This window comes from Amycolatopsis sp. NPDC114503 (assembly GCF_055633655.1).
This window is the reverse complement of record NZ_JBVKDT010000002.1, coordinates 1,032,027-1,051,191: the sequence shown is the minus strand read 5'-3', so window position 1 is coordinate 1,051,191 and position 19,165 is coordinate 1,032,027. Positions and strand designations below refer to the sequence as shown.

19 protein-coding genes are annotated in these 19,165 nt (G+C 67.9%); 8 read left to right on the top strand and 11 right to left on the bottom strand.

All coding sequences use genetic code 11. The features are described 5' to 3' along the window. Positions 1-750: 750 nt before the first annotated feature. A complete protein-coding gene (locus ACZ7OI_RS12645) occupies positions 751-1,206 on the bottom strand; it encodes a hypothetical protein (protein ID WP_370938379.1) in 456 nt (151 codons plus the stop codon). Positions 1,207-1,293: 87 nt separating this feature from the next. Between ACZ7OI_RS12645 and ACZ7OI_RS12640 the strand changes: the two genes are divergently transcribed. Further along, entirely contained in the window at positions 1,294-2,031 is a 738-nt protein-coding gene (locus tag ACZ7OI_RS12640; protein ID WP_470264297.1) for a TetR family transcriptional regulator, read from the top strand. A gap of 70 nt (positions 2,032-2,101) precedes the next feature. On the opposite strand, the gene ACZ7OI_RS12635 is transcribed toward ACZ7OI_RS12640, so the two are convergent. Beyond that, positions 2,102-2,866 carry an alpha/beta fold hydrolase gene (locus ACZ7OI_RS12635; RefSeq protein WP_470264296.1) on the bottom strand — a complete coding sequence of 255 codons (765 nt, stop codon included), beginning with the start codon at positions 2,864-2,866 and terminating at the stop codon, positions 2,102-2,104. Between the two features lie 164 nt (positions 2,867-3,030). Here ACZ7OI_RS12635 and ACZ7OI_RS12630 point away from each other — a divergent pair, with 164 nt between their 5' ends. After that, on the top strand, positions 3,031-3,768 hold the full coding sequence (locus tag ACZ7OI_RS12630) for a TetR/AcrR family transcriptional regulator (protein ID WP_470264295.1): 738 nt from the start codon (positions 3,031-3,033) through the stop codon (positions 3,766-3,768). Between the two features lie 10 nt (positions 3,769-3,778). Here the strand turns inward: ACZ7OI_RS12630 and ACZ7OI_RS12625 are convergent, their stop codons facing one another. Beyond that, on the bottom strand, positions 3,779-4,672 hold the full coding sequence (locus ACZ7OI_RS12625) for an NAD(P)H-binding protein (protein ID WP_470264294.1): 894 nt from the start codon (positions 4,670-4,672) through the stop codon (positions 3,779-3,781). A 79-nt stretch (positions 4,673-4,751) separates the two neighbouring features. Between ACZ7OI_RS12625 and ACZ7OI_RS12620 the strand changes: the two genes are divergently transcribed. Together ACZ7OI_RS12620 and ACZ7OI_RS12615 are read left to right on the top strand one after the other, a co-directional pair. Then, positions 4,752-5,387: a TetR/AcrR family transcriptional regulator gene (locus ACZ7OI_RS12620; protein WP_470264293.1), complete on the top strand. Its 636-nt coding sequence runs from the start codon at positions 4,752-4,754 to the stop codon at positions 5,385-5,387. Further along, positions 5,384-6,511, top strand: a complete 1,128-nt coding sequence (locus ACZ7OI_RS12615) for a mandelate racemase/muconate lactonizing enzyme family protein (RefSeq protein ID WP_470264292.1) — start codon at positions 5,384-5,386, stop codon at positions 6,509-6,511. Before ACZ7OI_RS12620 ends, ACZ7OI_RS12615 begins: the two co-directional genes overlap by 4 nt. A gap of 40 nt (positions 6,512-6,551) precedes the next feature. Here ACZ7OI_RS12615 and ACZ7OI_RS12610 read toward each other — a convergent pair whose 3' ends face one another. The 3 genes from ACZ7OI_RS12610 to ACZ7OI_RS12600 form a co-directional block, all read right to left on the bottom strand. Next, the gene (locus ACZ7OI_RS12610; protein ID WP_470264291.1) at positions 6,552-7,778 is read right to left on the bottom strand and encodes a glycoside hydrolase family 64 protein; all 1,227 of its coding nucleotides are present in this window, start codon (positions 7,776-7,778) and stop codon (positions 6,552-6,554) included. Between the two features lie 134 nt (positions 7,779-7,912). After that, positions 7,913-8,431 (bottom strand): lytic polysaccharide monooxygenase auxiliary activity family 9 protein, encoded by a 519-nt coding sequence (locus ACZ7OI_RS12605; protein WP_116205932.1) that lies wholly within the window; start codon positions 8,429-8,431, stop codon positions 7,913-7,915. A 561-nt stretch (positions 8,432-8,992) separates the two neighbouring features. Beyond that, positions 8,993-10,057, bottom strand: coding sequence for an aldo/keto reductase (locus tag ACZ7OI_RS12600; protein WP_470264290.1), 1,065 nt, complete (start codon positions 10,055-10,057; stop codon positions 8,993-8,995). A gap of 118 nt (positions 10,058-10,175) precedes the next feature. Here ACZ7OI_RS12600 and ACZ7OI_RS12595 point away from each other — a divergent pair, with 118 nt between their 5' ends. Beyond that, entirely contained in the window at positions 10,176-11,006 is an 831-nt protein-coding gene (locus tag ACZ7OI_RS12595; protein ID WP_470264289.1) for a helix-turn-helix transcriptional regulator, read from the top strand. Between the two features lie 12 nt (positions 11,007-11,018). Here the strand turns inward: ACZ7OI_RS12595 and ACZ7OI_RS12590 are convergent, their stop codons facing one another. Beyond that, the gene (locus tag ACZ7OI_RS12590; RefSeq protein WP_470264288.1) at positions 11,019-11,588 is read right to left on the bottom strand and encodes a CGNR zinc finger domain-containing protein; all 570 of its coding nucleotides are present in this window, start codon (positions 11,586-11,588) and stop codon (positions 11,019-11,021) included. 285 nt (positions 11,589-11,873) lie between these two features. Here ACZ7OI_RS12590 and ACZ7OI_RS12585 point away from each other — a divergent pair, with 285 nt between their 5' ends. After that, on the top strand, positions 11,874-12,299 hold the full coding sequence (locus ACZ7OI_RS12585; protein ID WP_470264287.1) for an Ohr family peroxiredoxin: 426 nt from the start codon (positions 11,874-11,876) through the stop codon (positions 12,297-12,299). Positions 12,300-12,455: 156 nt separating this feature from the next. Here ACZ7OI_RS12585 and ACZ7OI_RS12580 read toward each other — a convergent pair whose 3' ends face one another. Continuing rightward, positions 12,456-13,388 carry a LysR family transcriptional regulator gene (locus ACZ7OI_RS12580; protein WP_470264286.1) on the bottom strand — a complete coding sequence of 311 codons (933 nt, stop codon included), beginning with the start codon at positions 13,386-13,388 and terminating at the stop codon, positions 12,456-12,458. 83 nt (positions 13,389-13,471) lie between these two features. On the opposite strand from ACZ7OI_RS12580, the gene ACZ7OI_RS12575 reads away from it, so the two are divergent. Both ACZ7OI_RS12575 and ACZ7OI_RS12570 read left to right on the top strand, forming a co-directional pair. Continuing rightward, positions 13,472-14,677, top strand: a complete 1,206-nt coding sequence (locus tag ACZ7OI_RS12575; RefSeq protein WP_470264285.1) for an MFS transporter — start codon at positions 13,472-13,474, stop codon at positions 14,675-14,677. Continuing rightward, positions 14,674-15,096 carry a PPOX class F420-dependent oxidoreductase gene (locus ACZ7OI_RS12570; RefSeq protein WP_470264284.1) on the top strand — a complete coding sequence of 141 codons (423 nt, stop codon included), beginning with the start codon at positions 14,674-14,676 and terminating at the stop codon, positions 15,094-15,096. Before ACZ7OI_RS12575 ends, ACZ7OI_RS12570 begins: the two co-directional genes overlap by 4 nt. A 3-nt stretch (positions 15,097-15,099) precedes the next feature. Here the strand turns inward: ACZ7OI_RS12570 and ACZ7OI_RS12565 are convergent, their stop codons facing one another. From ACZ7OI_RS12565 to hpnH, 3 genes are all read right to left on the bottom strand, one after another. Then, a complete protein-coding gene (locus tag ACZ7OI_RS12565) occupies positions 15,100-16,884 on the bottom strand; it encodes a phenylalanine--tRNA ligase subunit beta-related protein (RefSeq protein ID WP_470264283.1) in 1,785 nt (594 codons plus the stop codon). Between the two features lie 13 nt (positions 16,885-16,897). Next, on the bottom strand, positions 16,898-17,923 hold the full coding sequence (locus tag ACZ7OI_RS12560) for a phenylalanine--tRNA ligase subunit alpha (protein WP_470264282.1): 1,026 nt from the start codon (positions 17,921-17,923) through the stop codon (positions 16,898-16,900). A 237-nt stretch (positions 17,924-18,160) separates the two neighbouring features. Further along, on the bottom strand, positions 18,161-19,162 hold the full coding sequence (hpnH, locus tag ACZ7OI_RS12555; protein WP_470264281.1) for an adenosyl-hopene transferase HpnH: 1,002 nt from the start codon (positions 19,160-19,162) through the stop codon (positions 18,161-18,163). Positions 19,163-19,165 lie beyond the last annotated feature (3 nt).

Genomic DNA, 19,165 nt, shown 5'->3' with positions numbered 1-19,165 from the left:
TTAGGTGGGTGCGGGGGGTCGCCTTGGGGGGTGGGGGCGCGTGGCTTGGGTGTTTTGGTGAGTGGGGTTCGCGGGTGCGGGGGTGGTGGGTGTGCGGGGGTTGGGTGGCTTGGTGAGTGGGTTTGCGCGGGTGCGGTTTGGCGGGTGTGTCCGGCCTGGGTGTTTTTGGCGAGTGGGCTTGCGGGTGCCGGTTTGGGTGGGTGTGCCCGGGCTGAGTGCTGTGGCGAGTGGGCTTGCGGGTGCCGGTTTGGGCGGGTGTGCCCGGCTTGGGTGCCCGGCCGTGCTCTGCGCCTTGCCATCGGTTTTGCGCCTCGTTGCGCGGCAATCGCTTGCACCGCTGTCGATCGCGCTGACCGGGTGCCAACGGGAGAAGAGGCCGAATGCGGCGTTGGATGCGTCGCGGCGGCGCGCGGGATAGTCCGGCCCGGTCCGTGAAGGCCCCCTTGCGGGAATCCGGGTCCGTGAAGGGGCCCCTCACGGCGCGCGGCGGGTCGTGAGGGGAACCCTGGGGGAATCAGGGTCTGTGAGGGGAACCCTCACGGAGCGCTGGCCATGCGGCGAAGGGTGGCGAACCCACGCGGAGGTCTGGTCTGTGTAGCGGTTCTTGCGGCGCTTAGGTTCCAGAGCCCCTCACGGAGCTAACTGCAGTGAAGGCACCTCACGAAATCGCTGTCCTGAAAGGCGTCACTGACCGGCGCAGCGAGCGTGAAAGGCCGGTGTAGCTGGTCGCAGACCATGCGGAAACGGGAGTCAGGGGCGCTGCCGCACTCCGGCCAGTACTGCGCTCACGCTCGGCAGCCAGCGGTGCCTCGGGTCGGGGGCGGTCAGCCATTCCGGGCCCATTCCGGGCGTCTGCTGTCCGATCGGCAGGGGCAGGAGCGCGCCGCTGTCCAGGACGGTTACGTCTGCTGGCAGGGTGCCGCGCAGGAGGAGTTCGCCGTCGGTTTCGGCGAGGATTGCCAGGCGCGGGCCGTGTTGGGTGGGGAGGATCAGGGACGGGCTGTCGCAGCCCAGGGCGGACAGGTGGGCGAGCACCGGGCCCGAGGTGAGTTTCGGCAGGGTGACCGCGCACAGACCGTTTTCCAAGGCCAGGAACAGGCGCGCGCCTTGCCGTCGGACTGACCAGCCGAACACCCCGCCGTAGTACGCGTCGGCCGGGTCTGGGCCGGTGTGGTGGTCGGGCCGCAGTTGCTGGTCGAGTGTCATCGTCGACGCCTTCCGCTCGCATGGGGTGCGCGACCTATGCTAACGGCACTGAGTGCCACTAGCAACCCGGGCTGCTACCGTTCGGGGATGACGGAGACGCCGCGCACCCGGGTCGGGGCTACGCCGGCCGGGCGGCGGCAGTTGCGTCGCGCGCTTGCCACGGCGGCCGTGGATCTGTTCGCCGCCAACGGGTACGAGGCGACGACCATCGACGACATCGCCGCGGCCGCGGGGGTCGGGCGGCGGACGTTTTTCCGGTACTTCGACAGCAAAGACGACGTCCTCTTCGCCAACCACGACGATATCGTCGCCGAGATGGAGCAGGTCTTCGAGACCGCAGGCCCGGCGCGCGATCCGATCGAGGTGGCGACCGCCGCGGTGTCGCTCGTGCTGGAGTCTTACGCGGCGGAACTGGACGTCTCGCTCAAGCGGTTCAGCCTCACTCGCACAGTGCCGTCGTTGCGGGACAAGGAAGTCGCGACGGTCGACCGTTATCAGCGCGTCCTCGCCCGTTACCTTCAGGATCGCTTCGCCGCGGCTGGGGACGAGGCCGCGACTCTCCGCGCGGCGGTGGCTGCGGCGGCGATCGCGGCGGCGAACAACCACGTCTTGCGGCGCTGGCTGCGCAGTGGCGGGCGCGACGACATCGAGGCTGCGGCGACGGAGGCGTTCACCCTGGTCGCGGATGCATTCCGGACGTCCGGCGGGAAGCCGTCGGGGGAGGCGGAGCCGGGGACGGTGGTGGCGGTGCTCAGCACCGCGACGCCGTTGCACGAGGTGGTTACCCGGATCGGCGCGGCGCTGCGCGAGGCCGAGTCCGGGTGACGTGCTTGCCGGTCGGCAAGTGAAGTGCACTGAGTGCCATTGACGGCCGCGGCGAGCGTGGCGGTGTTGCTCAGGCGGTGAAGAAGGCGCGCAAGGCTTCGGCGACTCTGCGGGGATCGCCGTCGTCGTCCGGGCCGGAATGTCCCAGGCCGGAGAACGTGATTCGTTGTGCGTGCGGGATTGTGGCGGACAGTGCGTCCAGTGCGGTTCGGAGAAACAAGGGGCTTTTGGCGCCGCCCAGCAAAAGAACTCGCGCGCGGAGATTCGCGTAATCCTGTGCGGTGCCGGCCAATTCCTCGACCAGCCGGACGTCGAAGCGCTGGGTCGGGACGAGTGCGGGAATCGGCACGTCGGCCTCAGATCGGCTGTGTTGCAGACGCGCGCCGATCGCCATGAAGGGCACGAGCGCGAAGCGCGGGATCCGGCCGAGCGCCGGCTCGACCGCCAGCCCTTTCAAGACCGTGGCCAGTGCGGAAGCGAGCTGTCCCTGGGCGACCTCCTGCTCGAAGCGCGGCACCCAATCCAGCGGCACTGAGCCGTTGACGGACAGCGGTGGTTCATACAGGGCGACCGCGCTGATCTCGGGGATGGAAAGTGCGCTTCGCAGCGTGATCAGTGCGCCGGAGCTGAGGCCGAAAACCTGTGCCGCGCCGGTTTTCTCGACTAACGCGCGCAGATCTTCCGTTTCCCGCGCGATCCCGTAATCAGCGCCGTGCGGCCCGCTGAGTCCTCGGCCGCGCCGGTCGGGCGCGCAGACGCTGAATTCGGTCGACAGCTCGGCCGCGAGCTTCATCAAGTGCTGCGCCGCCTGCATGCCTCCGTGCATCAGCAGCACGGCCGGACCGCTGCCCAGCCGGCGATATCCGATGACGGTCCCGTCGGCGGAGCTGACCGACCCGGTGCGGTACTCGGTCACCGGTCTTCCCCATTACCCGGGCACAGTGTTCGCATAAAGCCGACTCTAGCTAACCGCGTACGGTGTTCGCAATAATGGAACCCATGGTTGACGACGCAGCGCCGCCGGACGAGGTGCGCCCGCCGATCTGGCTGCGGCCGGAACGCGGTGCGCGGGGACCGCGTCCGGCCTACAGCCGGGCCGACCTCGCCGCCTCGGCTATCCGGGTCGCGGACGCGGAAGGCCTCGAAGCGGTGTCCCTGCGCCGCGTCGCCAGCGAGTTGGGCAGCGGCACGACCACGCTGTACCGCTACATCGCCACGAAGGACGAGCTGTTCGACTTGATGATCGATGCCGCCTTCGGGGAACGCGAGCCGCCGTCGCCGACCGGGGACTGGCAGGTGGACCTGCGGGCGGTCGCCGACGAGTACCGGGCTCTGGTGCTGCGGCATCCATGGCTGGCCGCGTTGCCCGCGACCCGTCCGGCGCTCGGGCCGAACAGCCTGGCGTGGCTGGACGCGGCGTACGCGACGGTGGACGGGTTGGGCCTGGCCGCGGACGAGGTCTTGGCCCAGGTGAGCACGTTGCTGACCTTCGTCCGCGGCCACGTCCTCGACGAATTGGCCGAACAGGAAACGGCTCGGCGTTCCGGAACGGACATGCCGACCTGGTTGACGGCGCAGGCGCAGTACGGCGAGGTGCTCATCGGCAGCGGCGATTATCCGCATCTGAGCCGGATCATGGTCGAAGCGGAAACGCCGCATGCCGATGACCGTTATGAACGAACCTTTCGCCGCGGTCTGGACCACATCCTGACCGGGCTGGCCCGCAGCGGCCGATAGGCGGGCCGGATCAGGCTTTGTCCACCGCGGGCTTGAGGACTTCTTCGCACCACTGCCGGAAAGTCGTGGGAGTCTCGACGGCATGCTGCGGCGTGCGGACGACGCCCTCGTCCAGGTGGTTCAGCTTCGCGGTCGCCATGTCCATCATGGACTGTGCCATCGCCTCGGAGAGACCGTTCGCGAGGACTTGCGCGCCGAGTGCGGAGACCGGGATCTGCTGGTATTTAACCGAGATCCCCAGCACTTCGCTCACGATCTCGGCTTCCTGGTTCGGCGACAGGTCGTCCGGGCCGAGGATCGGGATCTCTTCCCGCCCAGTCCACAAAGGATCGAGCAGAAGCCGGGAGGCGACCGCGGCGATGTCGCGCGTGCAGGCGGTCGGGGCGGCGTAATCCGGCGGCAGGACGTCGTAGAACGTGCCTTGTTCTTTGATCACCGACGCTTGGCGAAGCAGATTGTCCATAAAGGTCGGATTCGCCAGCGCGCGGAAGGCGACGCCGGTGTCGGCGATGAGGTCGTCCATGGCCAGGGTGGCGGTCACGTGCCCGGCCCGTTCGGCGAAGGCGGTGCCGCGGCCGAGTGCGCTGACCGACACGACGCGGCGGACGCCGTGGGTGCGGATCGCCTCGACGGCGGGGCGGGCGAAGCCGGAGTAGGCCTCGTCGGCGCTCGCGGCTCGGCGGTCGGGCGGGACTAGCCAGAACACGGTGTCCGCGCCGTCGAAGGCGCGGGCGAGGACTTCGGGATCGCTGTGCGAGCCCTGGTGGACTTCGACACGTTCCCGCAGGTCGGCGGGCAGTTTCGCGGGATCGCGGACGATCGCGCGGACGGGGCGTGAACCGTCGGCGATCTCGGCGAGAACGCGGCTGCCGATGTTGCCGGTGGGGGCGGTGACGACGATCATGCGGGCACTCCAGGAGACTGTCGAAGAGGCGGAGGAGGAAGTAAACTCCACCGTACCGTTTACTTTTGGCGGAGGCAAGATGGCGCGTGAAGGCGGTTCGCAGCTGCGGGGTGCGGAGTTGCGCAAACACATCCTGCTGGCGGCGAAGAACGTGTTTCTCGAGACCGGGTTCGAGCGCGCGTCGATGGACGTGGTCGCGACCAGTGCGGGGACGTCCAAGCGGTCGCTGTACGCGCACTTCGAGAGCAAGGACAAGCTGTTCCTCGCGGTGCTCGACCTCGTCCGCGAGCTGTACCTCGGCAAGCTGATGACGCCGGACGTCTACGCGGCCGACCCGGTCGAGGCGGTCGCGCTCTTCTGCGGCCGGTTCCAGCAACTGCTGACCTGGGAGCCGCAGGCGCGGACGTGCCGGCTCTGCATCTCGGCTGCCGAGCGGCTGCCGGACAGTGCGAAGGCGTACTACGAGGCGATGTTCGCGGTGATGTACGCGCGGCTCGCCGAATATCTTGCTGCACAGTACAAAATGGACAGTCCGGAGGCGGCGGCGCTCGCGGAGGACCTTGTCGGGCGGACGGTGTTGCCGCGGGTCTTTCGCGTTCTGTTGAAGGCTGAGCCGACGATCGAGGAAATGCCCGGGTCCGAGGCGACAGTGGAAAACGTTGAACTGGAACCGATTCGACGGGTCGTGTCGGCGGCGCTGGGGTCGCGGGCATGAAGATCGCCGAGGTCGACGTCTGGGTCGTGAATCTGCCGTTGACGAATCCGTTCACCAGTTCTTTCGAAACCAAGACCGGCGAAACTCGTACGGTGGTGCGGCTGCGCACGGACACCGGCGCCGAGGGCTGGGGCGAGACGATGTGGGGGCGTCCGGTCGCGGAGCTGACCCGGAAACTGGGCGCGGAACTGATCGGGACCAGTCCGTTCGCGCTCGAAGCGTTCCATCGGCGGCAGCACATGGTGCCGTTTTTCCACGGCTATCTGGGTTATGCGGCGCTGGCCGGGCTGGACGTCGCGTGCTGGGACCTGATCGGGCGGGTCACCGGGCAGTCCGTGACCGACCTGCTCGGCGGTGCGGTGCGGACCGAGGTGCCGATCACCGCGTTGATCACGCGTGCGGACGCGCCTGGTGCGGAAGGCGGGGAACTCGCTCAGGGGTTGGCCGAACACGCGGCGAGGGTGGTCGCCGAGGGCGGATTCTCGGCGGTGAAACTGAAGGGCACCCGGGACGTTCGCGGCGATGTCCGGATCATGCGGGCGCTGCGGGACGCGCTGCCGGAGGTCGAGCTGCGGGTCGATCCTAATGCCGCGTGGTCGGTGCCCGATTCGATTCGCGCCGGAATCGCGTTGGAAGAGCTGGATCTCGAGTATCTCGAAGACCCGTGCGCGGGGATCGAGGGGATGAGCCAGGTTCGCGTGAAGGTGCGGATTCCGTTGTGCACCAACATGTGTGTGGTCCGGTTCGAGGAGTTCGCTCCGGCAGTGCGGCTTGGTGCGGTCGACGTGATCCACGGTGACGTCTACAAATGGGGCGGCATCGCGGCGACCAAGGCACTCGCCGCGCATTGCGAGACGTTCGGGCTCGGGATGAATCTGCACAGCGGCGGCGAACTCGGTATCGCCACCGCTGCGCATCTGGCGGTGGTGGCCAGCACGCCGGTGCTGTCGCGGGCGATCGACAGCATGTACTACCTGCACGCTGACGACATTGTCGCGCCGCTGCGGCTTTCCGGCGGCCGGTTGCAGGTGCCGTCCGGGCCGGGGCTCGGGGTGGAGGTCGACGAAGAGAAGCTGGCCTTTTACGCGGCGAAGAACGAGCGGGAAGGCGACCTCACCGGATGACGGTGCCGCGGTCCGCGAAGGACCGCGGCACGTCTTCGGCTCAGCGCAAGGCGTTTACCGTGATGGTGAGCGTGTCCGGGTCGCCCGCCTGGACTGCGCCGCTGAAATCGGGCCCGGGGGAGACGTCGTCGTACGGGAAGGCGTAGCCCCGGTTGTCCGGGAGTTTGCTGTGCACGATCCGCGCGTAGTGGTTGGTTTCCGGGTTCTGATAGAACTTCGCCGGGTCCTCGCCGGTCGGCTGTTTCGGGTTGTCGCGCAAAGTGGTGCGGTTCAAGGCCGCCGCCAGCCGGGGAATGATCGCCTTGCGGGCGTCGCTGTCGCCTTGTTTGATGGCGAACGGGCCGCTGTCGCAGCTCCATACGTCCGGGGTGGCGGGCTTGTCGAATCGTTCGCCGTTGTCGAAGGCGAGCACGCCGTCCGCTCCGACCTTGCCGGTGAACGCGCCGAGTCCGGGCACCTGGGTGTCGACGGTAAGCGTCTCGGTGGCGTATTTCTTCCACACCTCGTCGATGTAGCCGTCGAGATAGCCGCCGAATTGGTCGGCGCGGTAATGCGCGGACAGGGCGCGCAGCGGTTTGCCGTCGCCGCCGGTTTCGATGAGCGTGCCCCATTTGCCGCCCTGGGCGTTGAGCGCGTCGCAGATCGGGTCGAGCGAGCGGGCCGGAAGACCGGGCACGGTCTGGTCGCCGGAGCCGGTCGTGGTGAGGTGCAGGCCGATCGGGATCGCGACGAAGTCGACGTAGCTGATGTTGGCGAACAGCACGTCGTTGTTGAAGGTGAATTCGCAGAACGACCAGTTCCGGCCGTAATTCGGATCGTCGGCGGCGAGGAAGCTCGGATGCACGAGCGCCGGGCCCTGATTGACGAAAAAGTCCAGTTTGCCGTCGAGGACGACATAGATCCGGGCAGCGTACATTTTCGGGACGGTGACCTGCGAAAGCGACTTCAGCGGGATCGCGCAGTCCTCGCCGAGCGGGGTGTGGTCGCTGCCCGGGGAGGGCGGATAATAAGGCGTGCCATCGGCTTTCAGGATGACGAGCCGGTTGTCCAGCGTCGTGCCGGTAATGTACGCGTAGGCCTCGCTGGCGCCGGATTGGTCGTTGAACGCGACCTTCGCGGTGTCGGGAGTGGTCGCGGAGGCGAACGCGGCGTTCCAGAGTGGAAATGTCGCGGCTGCCGCGGATGCGCCGAGGAATGCCCGCCGGGAAATCAAGGAAAACCGCCTCCTGGAGTCGTGCCCTTTTCCGGTGACCGGCACGCTAGTCACGGCCGGGAGACGGGGTCAACGAATGCGGGGGATATTGGCTGGTTTTGTCATTCCCGGAAAAAACCGCGGACGCGCACCGAGGCACGGGCCGCCGCCACGGCCCGTGCCTCAGTGTCTGATGTGGGCTTTTCGGGTCAGCTGACCTGCAGGTCGATGCAGGCGTAGAAGGCGTTCGCGGTGTCCGCGATGTTCCAGACGGCGAGCACCGTCTGCCTTCCGGTGTGCCCCTTGAGGTTCACGTTGTGGGTGACCGTCGCCGGGGGCTGCTGGCCGCCGCCGTCCACGGTGGCGATCTTGTCGTTGCCGATCCAGTATTCGTAGTTGGACGTGCGGTGCCGGGCGGTGAACTTCCAGGTGAAGGCCACCGAGGAGCCGACCGGCGACGCCTTCCAGCCCTTGTTGTTGTCGTTCAGCTCGGCGAACTGGGCGTTGCCGCCGCTGCAGCTGTGCAGCCCCTTCGGCCCTTCGACGCTCTGCGGTTCGTACTTGATCTGGCCGCAGGAAACGACTCCCTGCGCGCACTGGGCCTGCCGGCTGGCCGGCGCGTTGACGTATCCGTGCGCGCTGGCGATGCCTGCCGGGCTGATCAGCACGAGGACCGGGGCGATCGCCGTGCCGACCGCGGCGGCGACGAGTTTCCGGTTCGCTTTCATGGACAGCTCCTTCGGGGAATGCTCGTTTCCTTGTGCGGGTACGACAAAACGACGCACCGGCTTTCCGGGAGCCGGCCCGCGGAAGGTTCGAGCGAAGGGGTGGGCTTCTTGGTCTAGACCATACGCCCGGGCTGCCGGAAAGGTCAACAGCTGGCAAAGAAAGGCGGAGTCCCGGTTATCCGTCAACGTTGTCAGGCAAGACCACTGTCTCTTGTGGTGCTTGCCGGACGGGTTTTGCAGAGATTGCGCCGGACGGGTGGCGCCGGTGCGGATCGCGGACACGCAGCGTGTTCTGAAGTGTCTACTATGGACAGTGAGAATCTGCGCGGGCGCAGGGAAAGAGGCGGAGCGGGGCGATCTGGTGCAGCGATTCTGCCCGGTCTTCGGAATCACCGACTTACGGAGGGTTGAACAAATTGGATTGGTAATGCTCAACTGGACGGTTGGGCGTTCGCGAGGTCTGAGGGTGGTTTCGCATTCGCCGCCGCGGCATTTCGCGCAGCCGGCAATAGCCCGGGACAGCCCCTGCCGTCTCGCGCAAGCGATAGGGGCTGCCGCCGGTCAGCGCCGGTCTTCGATCGTCAAGTCGCCGCGGGTCGCCGTGCGGAGATGGTCGCTGGCGAGCACGTCGTGCGGCATGCCGAGCTGGATCGCGCTGGCCTCGGCGAGGCGGGCCAGCTGGGGCTCGGTGAATTCGACGGTCAACGCCTCCAGATTGTCTTCCAGCTGGTCAGGTGTGCGAGCGCCGATGATCGGCGCGGTCACGGCGGGATTCAGCAGCGTCCAGGCCAGTCCGGCCTGTGCGGGCGTGCAGCCGATTTCCCTGGCGACGCCGGTCAGAACGTCGGCGATGCCCAGGCTGCGTTCGGTGACCGCGCCGACGGCGAGATTGAAGCTCTTGCGCGTGCTCTCGCCGGGGGAGGGGTCGGCCGGGGTCAGGTCGGCGCGGGTGTACTTGCCGGTCAGGACGCCGCCGGCCAGCGGGGAGAAGGGGACCACGCCCAGCCCCATCTCGCGGGCCATCGGGAGCAGGTCGCGTTCCCCGGTGCGCTCGACGAGGTTGTACTCGACCTGCAGCGCGACCAACGGCGACCATCCGCGCAGGTCGGCGATGGCCTGCATGCGCGAGATCTGCCAGGCGGGGGCGGTGGACATCGCGACGTACAGGATTTTGCCCTGGCGGACGAGGTCGTCCATGCCGCGCAGGATCTCCTCGACCGGCGTCGTGAAGTCCCAGACGTGCAGGTAGAGCAGGTCGAGGTAATCAGTGCCAAGCTGCCGGAGGCTGGCCTCCACCGACGCGAAGAGGTTTTTGCGGTGCGGGCCGCCGGAGTTCGGGTCGCCGGGGCGGCGCTGGGTCGTGTACTTCGTCGCCAGGACCAGGCTTTCGCGGTTGCCGCGGGTCAACTCGCCGAGCATGCGCTCCGCGCTGCCGTCGGTGTAGGTGGGGGCGGTGTCGATGAAGTTGCCGCCGCGTTCGACGTAACGGTCGAACAGCCGGCGCGCGCCCTCCTCGGCCACGCCCCAGCCCCATTCGGTGCCGAAGGTCGCCGTGCCGAGCGCCAGCGGCGAGACCCGCAGTCCGGACCGGCCCAGCAGCCGGTAGGTGTCGAGAGTGAGCGGCATGGGTCCTCCTGTGCTTGTGCTCCAGTGCCGCTGACCAGCCTGTTCTCGTCGCGGGCCCGGGGTAAGGGACGGAATTGCCTGGGAAAGCGAGTCCTACCCTCGGGTAGAGTCGGCCGCGATGACTCGCGCTGTGGACCGAACTCAAGAGCTGGCCGCGTTCCTGCGGACCCGCCGCGAACGCCTCGACCCGGACGAGTTCGGCCTTCCCGCGCGGCGCCAGGCCCGGCGGACGCCCGGCTTGCGCCGCGAAGAGGTCGCCGAACTGGCCGGCGTGAGCATCGACTACATCGTGCGGCTGGAACAGGCGCGCGGGCTGCGTCCGTCGGCAGAGGTCGTGGAGGCGCTGGCCGGAGCGTTGCGGCTGAGTGCCGGCGAGCGCGCTTACCTCTACGGTTTGGCCCAGCAGCAGCCTCGTTCGGCGGACAAACCGGCTGCCGTCGCGGCGGAACCGCTGGCGCAGCTGATCGCCGATCTTTCTCCGCTCCCGGCCATGCTGCTGAACCATCGCTACGACATCCTCGCGTGGAACCGCGAAATGACGTGCCTGCTGGTGGATTTCGAAACGCTGCCGCCCGCTCAGCGCAACGCGATGTGGCTGTGCCTGCGCCACCCGGAACTGCAGACGTTCTACACCGACCGGGAAACGGTGGTACGGCAAGGCATCGCGCACCTGCGGGCGGCCTGGGCGACGCATCCGGACGACTCGGAGCTGGGCGGCCTGATCGCGGAGTTTCTCGCCCAGGACGAGGAATTCGCCCGGTGGTGGGCGGAACGGGACATCGCGGTCAACGGCCGGGGGCTCAAAGTGCTGCGGCACCCCGAGGCCGGAGAGCTGACGGTGCGGTTCGAAGTGCTTGCTCCGGTGGAGAATCCGGACCAGCGCGTGCTGATCTACCGTGCGGCGGACGACGACAGCCGCACGGCGCTGACTCGATTGTTCGCCGGCTGAAGGCGGCCTCGTTCAGGATTGCCGAGAGGGAGTCAACGGCGGATTTCCCCTTTGCCGTGCTCGATAAGCCGCCGCTTTCATTTTGTTTCCGCAGGTAGCCATCGCGCACCATTCCCGCCGGGACCCGCGCGAATGGTCTAAGTACACCTGCGTGCACTCCGGCCGTCCGCATTCCTTCAGCAGGTCCGCGTCCGGCCCGCCCAGGATCGTCACCGCGGCCCGGGCCACGGTCGACAACGCCTGCCCGGCGGTCGCCCGGACCTGCCGTCCGGCCCGGCTCAGCTGCGGTACCGCGTCCGGCTGCGCGGCGGCCTCGTTGAGCAGCGTCAACGCGCCCGGGTCGTACTCGTGGCCGACGAGCCGGGCCGCGACCAGCGCGTAGATCGCCTCCCGGACCGCGATCGCCCCGGCCAGGTCCGCGGCCGTGCTCGCCGGGTCGGTGTCGGTGACCCCGGATTCGCGGAACCAGGCGTCCAGGCTGCGCGGCGACCCCAGCATCTCGGCCGGTTCCTCGTTGCGGCGGGCTCGCAGCGTGCCGACGAAGTCCAGCGCCGGGTTCCCGCAGGGGAAGGCGTGCTCCATGCGCACCAGTCTGACAGGTGACGAATCAGCATGCAAGCTCGCCTAACCCCCTTGAGGGGTTATGAGCAGCGGGTCACAGAAATACGTAACCGTCTTGACCGGTGACGAATCTGCGTGCGAAGGTTCTCTCGTCGCCGAGACCGGAGGACAGCGCCCCGGTCGCCTACCGAAAGGCCAAGTCCGATGGACCCGATCACCCGGGCGTTCCGCGAAATTCTCGGCGCGCTGGCGGCGCTCACCGGCACCGCCCTCAACGGATTCTGAAAAGTGTTGGAAGGGAAAGTCATGTCCGAAACCACTTACACCGCCGTCGTGACCACCACCGGCGAAGGCCGCAACGGGGGACGCGCGGTTTCGTCCGACGGTGCGCTCGACCTGAAATTCGCCATCCCGAAGGAACTGGGCGGCAACGGAGGTGCGACGAACCCGGAGCAGTTGCTGGCCGCTGGTTGGTCGTCGTGCTTCATGGGTGCGGTTCGGATTGCCGCCGCACAGCGGAAGGTGAAGCTGGAGGATCTGGCGGTGGTCGCGGATGTGACGCTGCACCACGACGAGGCGAACTTCTGGCTCAGCGCTGCCTTGCACCTGGAGTTGACGGGCGTCGATCAGGAAACTGCCGACACGCTGGCTGCGGCCGCGCACCAGACCTGCCCGTATTCGAAGGCGCTGGGCGGGAGCATCGAGGTCACGGTGGATGCGACGGTGGCCTGATCAGGTCGAACGGTCGAGGGCGCGCAGTGGTGCCCTCGACCTGGTGATTCTGGGCTGATCGGGTTCGCGTGCGGCTTCGGCGGTGATTTTGAGGTCGCGCGGGGCGGAGGCGCTCGATCCGGCGGGATCGTTCGGGAGAATCCGGCCGGTGTCGGGTCAGGTCCGGGCTGTCGGGGCCTGCTGAGCCAGCTCGCGGGCCACTTCCACGGCGACCTCGATCGTGCGCGCCGCCAGCGGGGACTGGTCGCTGCGGCCCCGCGGCCAGTGCAGGTAGATCGCGCGCGTCGGGGCGGGGTCGAGGTCGTGCACCTGCAGATCCGGCCATCCCTCCGGACCGTGGATCGCGCCGCAGTCGCGGCAGACGACCTGGTGGATCGCCAGCCACGGCAGTACGGCGAGACCCATTCCGGCGCGCACCATCGACAGGATCGTTTCGCTGCCCGCGGACCGGAAGACGACGCGCGGCCGTGCGCCGGCGTCCGCGAGGGACTGTTCCACTCTCGGCTGGTCGCAGGTCGCGGGCCAGGCGACCATCGCCTTGCCGTCCAGTTTTCGCGCGGAGACCGGGCCGGCGGGGAGGCCGCCGGGAGGGGCGACCACCAGGTAAGGGTCTTCCATCAGCAGGACGTGGTCCGTGTCGTCGCTGAGGAGTCCGTCGTAGAACAGCAGGTCGAGTTCGCCGAGCCGGGGCTCGTCCGGTTCCGAGAGCCGGATTTCGCAGCGGGGGTGTTCTTCCCGGAGCAGGCGCAGCACGGTCGGCAGGATCGCGTGGGAGACGCTTTGCAGGGTGCCGACGTCGATCCTCCCGTCACCGGCCTTGAAACGGTCTACCGCTTGGCTCAACGCATCGGCTTTGGCCAGTACCTCTCGGCCGTGTTCGAGGACCACGGTGCCCAGGGGAGTGATCCGCACTGGGCGCGGGCCGCCTGGGCGGTCGAAGACTGCGCCGCCGACGGCCCGCTCCAGGGCGGCGATGTGCTGGCTCACGCTTGATTGCGTGTAGCCGAGCCGGTTCGCGGCTCGGGAGAACGTTCCCTCTTCGGCGATCGCGACCATCGTCTTCAGTTGCCGCAGGTCTAGGTCGGCCATGGCTCAATGTATCGCAAAGTGCGATGGATATGATCGTGAACAATCGCTTTTCTTAATCTCTTGGCGCTCCTAGCGTCGATGCCATGACAGTCACAGCGATCACCGCCGAGAGAACCCCCGCGCGTCGGCTGCCGTCGCTCGCTTGGGCGCTCGGTGCGTGCCATCTCGTCGCTCGCGGCGGGTCGTTCGTGCAGCCGATGTTGGTGCTGTACCTGACACAGGAACACCGGATGACCCCGACGGCGGCGGGCGCCGTGGTGGCGGCGGTCGGCATCGGAGACTTCGGGTCGCAGCTGCTCGGCGGCTGGCTCGGGGACCGGATCGGGCGGCGGAGGACGATGCTCCTCGGGTTCCTCGGGACGGCGATCGCGTTGGCTGCCTTAGGGTCTGCCGGGGCTTCGCCGGCCATCTGGGCTACGGCAGTCGGGTACGGTCTCGCGGCCGGACTCTTCCGCCCGGCGGGATCCGCGGCCGTGGCGGACCTTCCGCCGGAGCAGCGGGTGCGGGCGTACAGCCTTCTCTATTGGGCGGCGAATCTCGGATACGCCTTCGCCGCAACGGTTTCCGGCGTGCTGGCGAGTCGCGGATACGGTCTGTTGTTCTGGTTGAACGCAGTCGCGATGCTGGCCGCGGCGTGGATCGTGGTGGCGGCGGTGCCGGAGACGCGTTCCACCGCTCAGCGCTCGAGACGTCCTTTGCTGCCAGTGTTGCTCGCCGATCGTCTGATGATCACCATGACGCTGATCCACGTCGGCTGCTTTACCTTGCTCATGCAGGCGTTCGCGACCTTGCCGTTGCTGATGACCGCGCAGCGGCTCAGCTCCGCCGCTTATGGCTCCGTGCTCGCGCTCAACGGGCTCGCCATCGTCGTTCTTCAACCGTTGGCGGTCGCCGTGCTGGCGAATCGCGACCGTGGGACGGTGCTCGCCGCCTCGATGCTGCTGGTGGGGGTTGGCGGCGGTCTGGCTGCCATGACACAGGGCATTGCTGGTTATTCCCTTGCGATCCTCGTTCTCAGCCTCGGGCAGATCGGGTTGGCGGTCCAATTCGGTGCGACGTTCGCTGCTCTCGCGCCGCCTGATCTGCGTAGCGGGTATCTGGGCGTCGCGTCGAGTGCGTGGAGCCTCGGCGCGGTGCTCGGCCCGATGATCGGCACGGCGTTGCTGGAGCAAGCTGGCCGGACTTGGCTGGGTGTGGTGGCGTTCGCTGTCGGGCTCCTGCTTTTCCTTGCCCAGAAAGCCATTGCGGGAAACCTTCGTCAGTCAACCGAGAAAGGAACACAGCGATGACCACCATGACCGACAGCGAATGGCGCGCCTTCCTTGCTGAGGGAACGAGGCTTGCCCAGTTGGCCCTCACCCGTGCCGACGGGCGGCCGCACGTCACGCCGATCTGCTTCGTTCTCGACGACGACGAAATCGCCCTCGCTCTGTCGCCGGGGAGCGTCAAGGGAAAAAGCCTGGCGCGGGATGGGCGCGTCGCGGTTTGTGTCAGCGATGAGCGCCAGCCCTACAGTTTCGTCGCCATCGAAGGACAAGCGCGAATCTCCGCCGAGCCGGACCAGATCAAGCGCGTCGCGGTGGGGATCGCCGGTCGGTACTACCCCGATCAGTCCGCAGTGGACCTTGCCGAGTCATTCGTCCGCAATGGATTTACCGCGGTTCGGATCAGTATCGCGAACGTCGTCGCTCGATCTGGCCTCGGCTGAGTTTCAGCGCAACCGGGTCCCCGCCCTCTCCAGTGCGGCCAGCACCGTGGAGCGGGCGGTGGCGATTTCGCCCGCGGTCAGTGTCGCGGACTGCGGGCGGAGGGTGATCCGCAAGGTGAGCGATCGGTGGCCGGCCGGAATCCGCGAACCTCGGTATTCGCCGAGGTAGGTCACCCGCCGCACCAAAGCGTGGGCCTGGGTCGCGGTGTCGGCGACCTGTGCCCACGGCACCGTGTCGGCGGCGAGGACGGACAGGTCGAAGTCCGACTCCGGCAGGTCGCCGACCGGGGTGTAGCGATTCTCGCGCGACGGGTGCGTGCGCAGTGCGTCGAGATCGAGTTCGACGCAGGCGATCGCGCCTCGGTCGATGCCCGCAGCCCGGAGCACTGCCGGCCGCACCAGCGCCAACGCGCCGCCTGGATGGATTGCCAGTCGCGCTGACTGGTCAGCCCAGGCCTGGCCGGGTGTGCCGGACAGGTCCAGTGCGGTGAGATGGCAGTGCCGGCGGATCAGTTCGGCCAGTCCCTTGGCCCGGCGGAACAGGTCGGCCCCGTCTGGTCCGGCGAGCAGGATTCCGGCGGACGTCCGCTCGGTCGCGGCGAAGACGGCGCCGACTTCGAAGATGCTGAACTCGTCGTGATAGCGCAGGTTCGCGGCCGCGGCTTCGAGGAGATTCGGGACCAGCGACGGGCGCAGGCGAGCGCGGTCAGGGGCTGGCTGGTGGTCGAGGGTGAGGGTGGCGTCGAGTCCGCACGCGGTGAGCAGGTGGTCGGCGGACCACGGGTAGGTCAGCACTTCCGTCGCTCCGCCGCGTGCGGCGAGTACCTCCCGGACTTGGCGGCTCACGGGGAGCCGGGAGGGCGGGGCCAGCTCCACGACCGGCCGTCGCGCGGGCAGTGCGTCGTAGCCGTGGATCCGGGCCAGCTCCTCGACGATGTCCACGGGCAGCGAGAGGTCGCCGGTGGAGCGCCACGTCGGGGCGACGACCTGCAGCAGGTCGCCGGTGATCTCGGCGGTGCAGCCGAGGGCGCGGAGGATGCGGAGGATCTCGCCCGGGAGAAGCCGGAGGCCGATCCGGCGTTCGATCTCTGTCAGGCTCACTTCGATTTCCGCGCGGAGCGTGGGGGCGAGGACGAGGTCTTCCTCGCCGAGAGCCGCGGCCGACGGGTCGGTTTCGGTCAGGAGATGGAGGAACAGATCGGAGGCTTGGTCGGCGCGTTGAGTGTCCAGGCCTTTCTCTTGCCGCACCGAAGCTTCGGTACGAGCGCTGTGGCGGGCTCGGCTCGGGATCAGGGTGGGGATTTCCAGCACGATCGCGTCACCGGAAGTGCGGACGTCGCTGGGCTGTCCGACGGAGAACATCACGTAGGCGCTCAGGTCGGCGCACAGGTTCCGGCTTGGTTCGCCGATTCGCCGGAGACGGTCTCGTATCAAAGGCGGAGTTGAGACGGAACTGTCCACTGTGCACTGAAGAGCCAGAATCCTCCGGTGCAGGGCGGGATCGGCCCAGCTGACGAGGCCGGTAGCGCTCGGCGGGCGGGCGACGCGGGGGATCGGGGCCAGTGGAAGTCCATAGAGGACAGAGAACTCGCGCGCGATTCCGTAGTGTCCCCACAGGTCGGGGCGGTTGGTGAGCGATTTGTTGTCGATCTCGAACACGACGTCGCCGCCGACGGTTTCGTACCCCTCGACTTCGACGGTCTTCAAGGTCAGATCGTGCGCCAGCTGCTCCGGCGAACGGTCGGGCAGCGGCACGTAGTCGGTCAGCCAGTCCCGGGAAATCTTCACGACGGCGGGCCTTTCAGGCGAATTGGGAGAGGAAGCGGAGGTCGGCGCCGTGCATCAGCCGGACGTCGTCGATGCCGTACCGCATCATCGCTAGCCGGTCCAGGCCGACGTTCAGATAGCAGCCGGACCATCGCGCCGGGTCGAGTCCGGCGGCGCGCAGCACGTTCGGGTGCGGGCTGCCGCCGGGCATCAGTTCGAGCCAGCCGGTCCGTCCGCAGGTGCGGCAGCCGCGTCCGGCGCACACGCTACAGGCCATGTCGATCTCGAAACCCGGCTCCACGAAAGGGAAGTAACCGGCGCGCATCCGGGTCCGCACCGGTTCGCCGAACACCGTGCCGAGAATGGCGTCGACGAGGAACCGGGCGGTGGCGAGCGGGACGGTCTCGTCCACCACCAGCACCTCGTACTGGAAGAACGCTCGTTCGTGCCGGGCGTCGGTGCTTTCGTTGCGGTAAACCCGGCCGGGGTAGGCGATCCGGATCGGCGGTTCTTGCGTGCTCAGGCAGCGGACGCTCGTGCCGGTCAGGTGCGGGCGAAGGCAGCGGCCGTCGGTCAGCCAGTAGGTGTCCATGCTTTCGCGCGCGGGGTGGTCGGCAGGGAAGTTGAGGCGGTCGAATTCCCTTTCCGCGGAACTGATTTCCGGGCCGTCGACGATCTCGAAGTTGAGCGCGCGGAAGGCGTCGTCGAGGTCGTATCTCAGCTGGGTGACCGGATGCAGCCCCGCGGTCGGCGGCGGGAGGCCGGGAATCGTGGGGTCGAGCGGATGCTCCAGCGCGGGTTCGACGGTCCGCCGCTCATCGAGTGCGGAGTTGATGCGTTGGTGTGCTTCGGAAAGCGCGAGGCCGAACTGTTTGCGGGAAGGCGGGTCGTAGCGGCCGAGTTCGCGGCGTACCGCGGCGAGAGGGCTGGATTTGCCGAGCGCGGAACGGCGCACGGAGGCGACTGCGTCCGGTGTGCTCGCCTTCGCGAGATCGGCGAGTGCGTCCTCGGTCAGCGCGGCGATCCGGCGCAGCATCGAGGCTGGGTCAGGGGTGTCCATGGGAAGGGTTCCTCACCTCGGAGCGTGAAGTTCTGGACTTCACCCCCGGGCAGTGAGGGGAGACGCGGACGTCAGCGGGCGGAACCCGGCGCGCACGCGCAGCCCCCGGGCACTCCCCGGGGGCGAAGAAATCGCTGCGTACGCATGAAGTCATCATGACACGACCGGCACGGACTCGGCAAACCCCTTGGCGCGCGGCCGTGAGGGGAGCCGCGAAGTCCCCTCACGGCTGGCGGGTCAGTGTCCGACGGCGGCCCGGACGGATTCCTTGAGCGAGCCGAGCGTGGCGATCACCGCGGTGGGTTCGTAGCCGCAGTGCGCCATGCAGTTGGCGCAGCGCGGGTCCTTGCCGCGGCCGAAGTTCTCCCATTCGGTGGTTTCGATGAGTTCCCGGTACGTCTTCGCGTAGCCGTCGTCCAGCAGGTAGCACGGGCGCTGCCAGCCGAGCAGGGAATACGACGGGATGCCCCACGGCGTGCATTCCAGGTCGCGTTTGCCCTCGAGGAAATCGAGGAACACCGGCGAATGGTTGAGCCGCCAGCGTTTCCGGTTGCCGCCGCCGAAGGCCTTGGCGAACAGTTCCCGGGTCTGCTGCACGCCGAGCCAGTGGTCCTGGTCCGGCGCTTTTTCGTACGCGTACCCCGGCGAGATCTGCATGTTGTCGACGCCGAGGTCGTTGAGGTAGTCGAGCACGTCGATGACGTCCTGCGGGGTGTCCCCGGTGAAGAACGTCGTGTTCGTCATCACCCGGAAGCCCTTTTCCTTGGCGAGCTTGATCGCGTCGACCGCCGCCTGGAAGCCGCCCTCCTTGCGCACCGACGCGTCGTGGCGTTCCTCGAGGCCGTCGATGTGCACCATCCACGCGAAATTGCGGTGCGGCTTGAACTTGTGGATGTGCTTGGGCAGCAGAATCGCGTTGGTGCACAGGAAAATGATCTTGTTGCGGTCGAGCAGCTGCCGGGTGATCTCGTCGATCTGCGGGTGCATGAGCGGTTCGCCGCCCGCGATCGACACCATCGGCGCGCCGCTTTCCTCGATCGCCCCGACCGCCTGTTCCACCGGCATCCGCTGTTTCAGCAGGGTGTGCGGCTGCGCGATCTTGCCGCAGCCGCCGCATTTGAGGTTGCACGCGAAGAGCGGTTCCAGCTCGACCAGGAGCGGGAACTTCTCCTTGCGCAGCAGCTTCTGCTTCATCAGGTAACCGCCCAGTCGAAGAGACTGGCGCAACGGCATGGCCATCGC

Coding starts and splice junctions, on each gene's coding strand:
- ACZ7OI_RS12625 (WP_470264294.1), bottom strand. CDS start 4,672: ATGATCGTCGTCACCGCCCCCACCGGCAACATCGGCAGCCGCGTTCTC.
- ACZ7OI_RS12645 (WP_370938379.1), bottom strand. CDS start 1,206: ATGACACTCGACCAGCAACTGCGGCCCGACCACCACACCGGCCCAGAC.
- ACZ7OI_RS12590 (WP_470264288.1), bottom strand. CDS start 11,588: ATGGAGCACGCCTTCCCCTGCGGGAACCCGGCGCTGGACTTCGTCGGC.
- ACZ7OI_RS12630 (WP_470264295.1), top strand. CDS start 3,031: ATGGTTGACGACGCAGCGCCGCCGGACGAGGTGCGCCCGCCGATCTGG.
- ACZ7OI_RS12640 (WP_470264297.1), top strand. CDS start 1,294: ATGACGGAGACGCCGCGCACCCGGGTCGGGGCTACGCCGGCCGGGCGG.
- ACZ7OI_RS12570 (WP_470264284.1), top strand. CDS start 14,674: ATGACCACCATGACCGACAGCGAATGGCGCGCCTTCCTTGCTGAGGGA.
- ACZ7OI_RS12605 (WP_116205932.1), bottom strand. CDS start 8,431: ATGAAAGCGAACCGGAAACTCGTCGCCGCCGCGGTCGGCACGGCGATC.
- hpnH (WP_470264281.1), bottom strand. CDS start 19,162: ATGGCCATGCCGTTGCGCCAGTCTCTTCGACTGGGCGGTTACCTGATG.
- ACZ7OI_RS12620 (WP_470264293.1), top strand. CDS start 4,752: ATGGCGCGTGAAGGCGGTTCGCAGCTGCGGGGTGCGGAGTTGCGCAAA.
- ACZ7OI_RS12560 (WP_470264282.1), bottom strand. CDS start 17,923: ATGGACACCCCTGACCCAGCCTCGATGCTGCGCCGGATCGCCGCGCTG.
- ACZ7OI_RS12615 (WP_470264292.1), top strand. CDS start 5,384: ATGAAGATCGCCGAGGTCGACGTCTGGGTCGTGAATCTGCCGTTGACG.
- ACZ7OI_RS12575 (WP_470264285.1), top strand. CDS start 13,472: ATGACAGTCACAGCGATCACCGCCGAGAGAACCCCCGCGCGTCGGCTG.
- ACZ7OI_RS12595 (WP_470264289.1), top strand. CDS start 10,176: ATGACTCGCGCTGTGGACCGAACTCAAGAGCTGGCCGCGTTCCTGCGG.
- ACZ7OI_RS12585 (WP_470264287.1), top strand. CDS start 11,874: ATGTCCGAAACCACTTACACCGCCGTCGTGACCACCACCGGCGAAGGC.
- ACZ7OI_RS12600 (WP_470264290.1), bottom strand. CDS start 10,057: ATGCCGCTCACTCTCGACACCTACCGGCTGCTGGGCCGGTCCGGACTG.
- ACZ7OI_RS12580 (WP_470264286.1), bottom strand. CDS start 13,388: ATGGCCGACCTAGACCTGCGGCAACTGAAGACGATGGTCGCGATCGCC.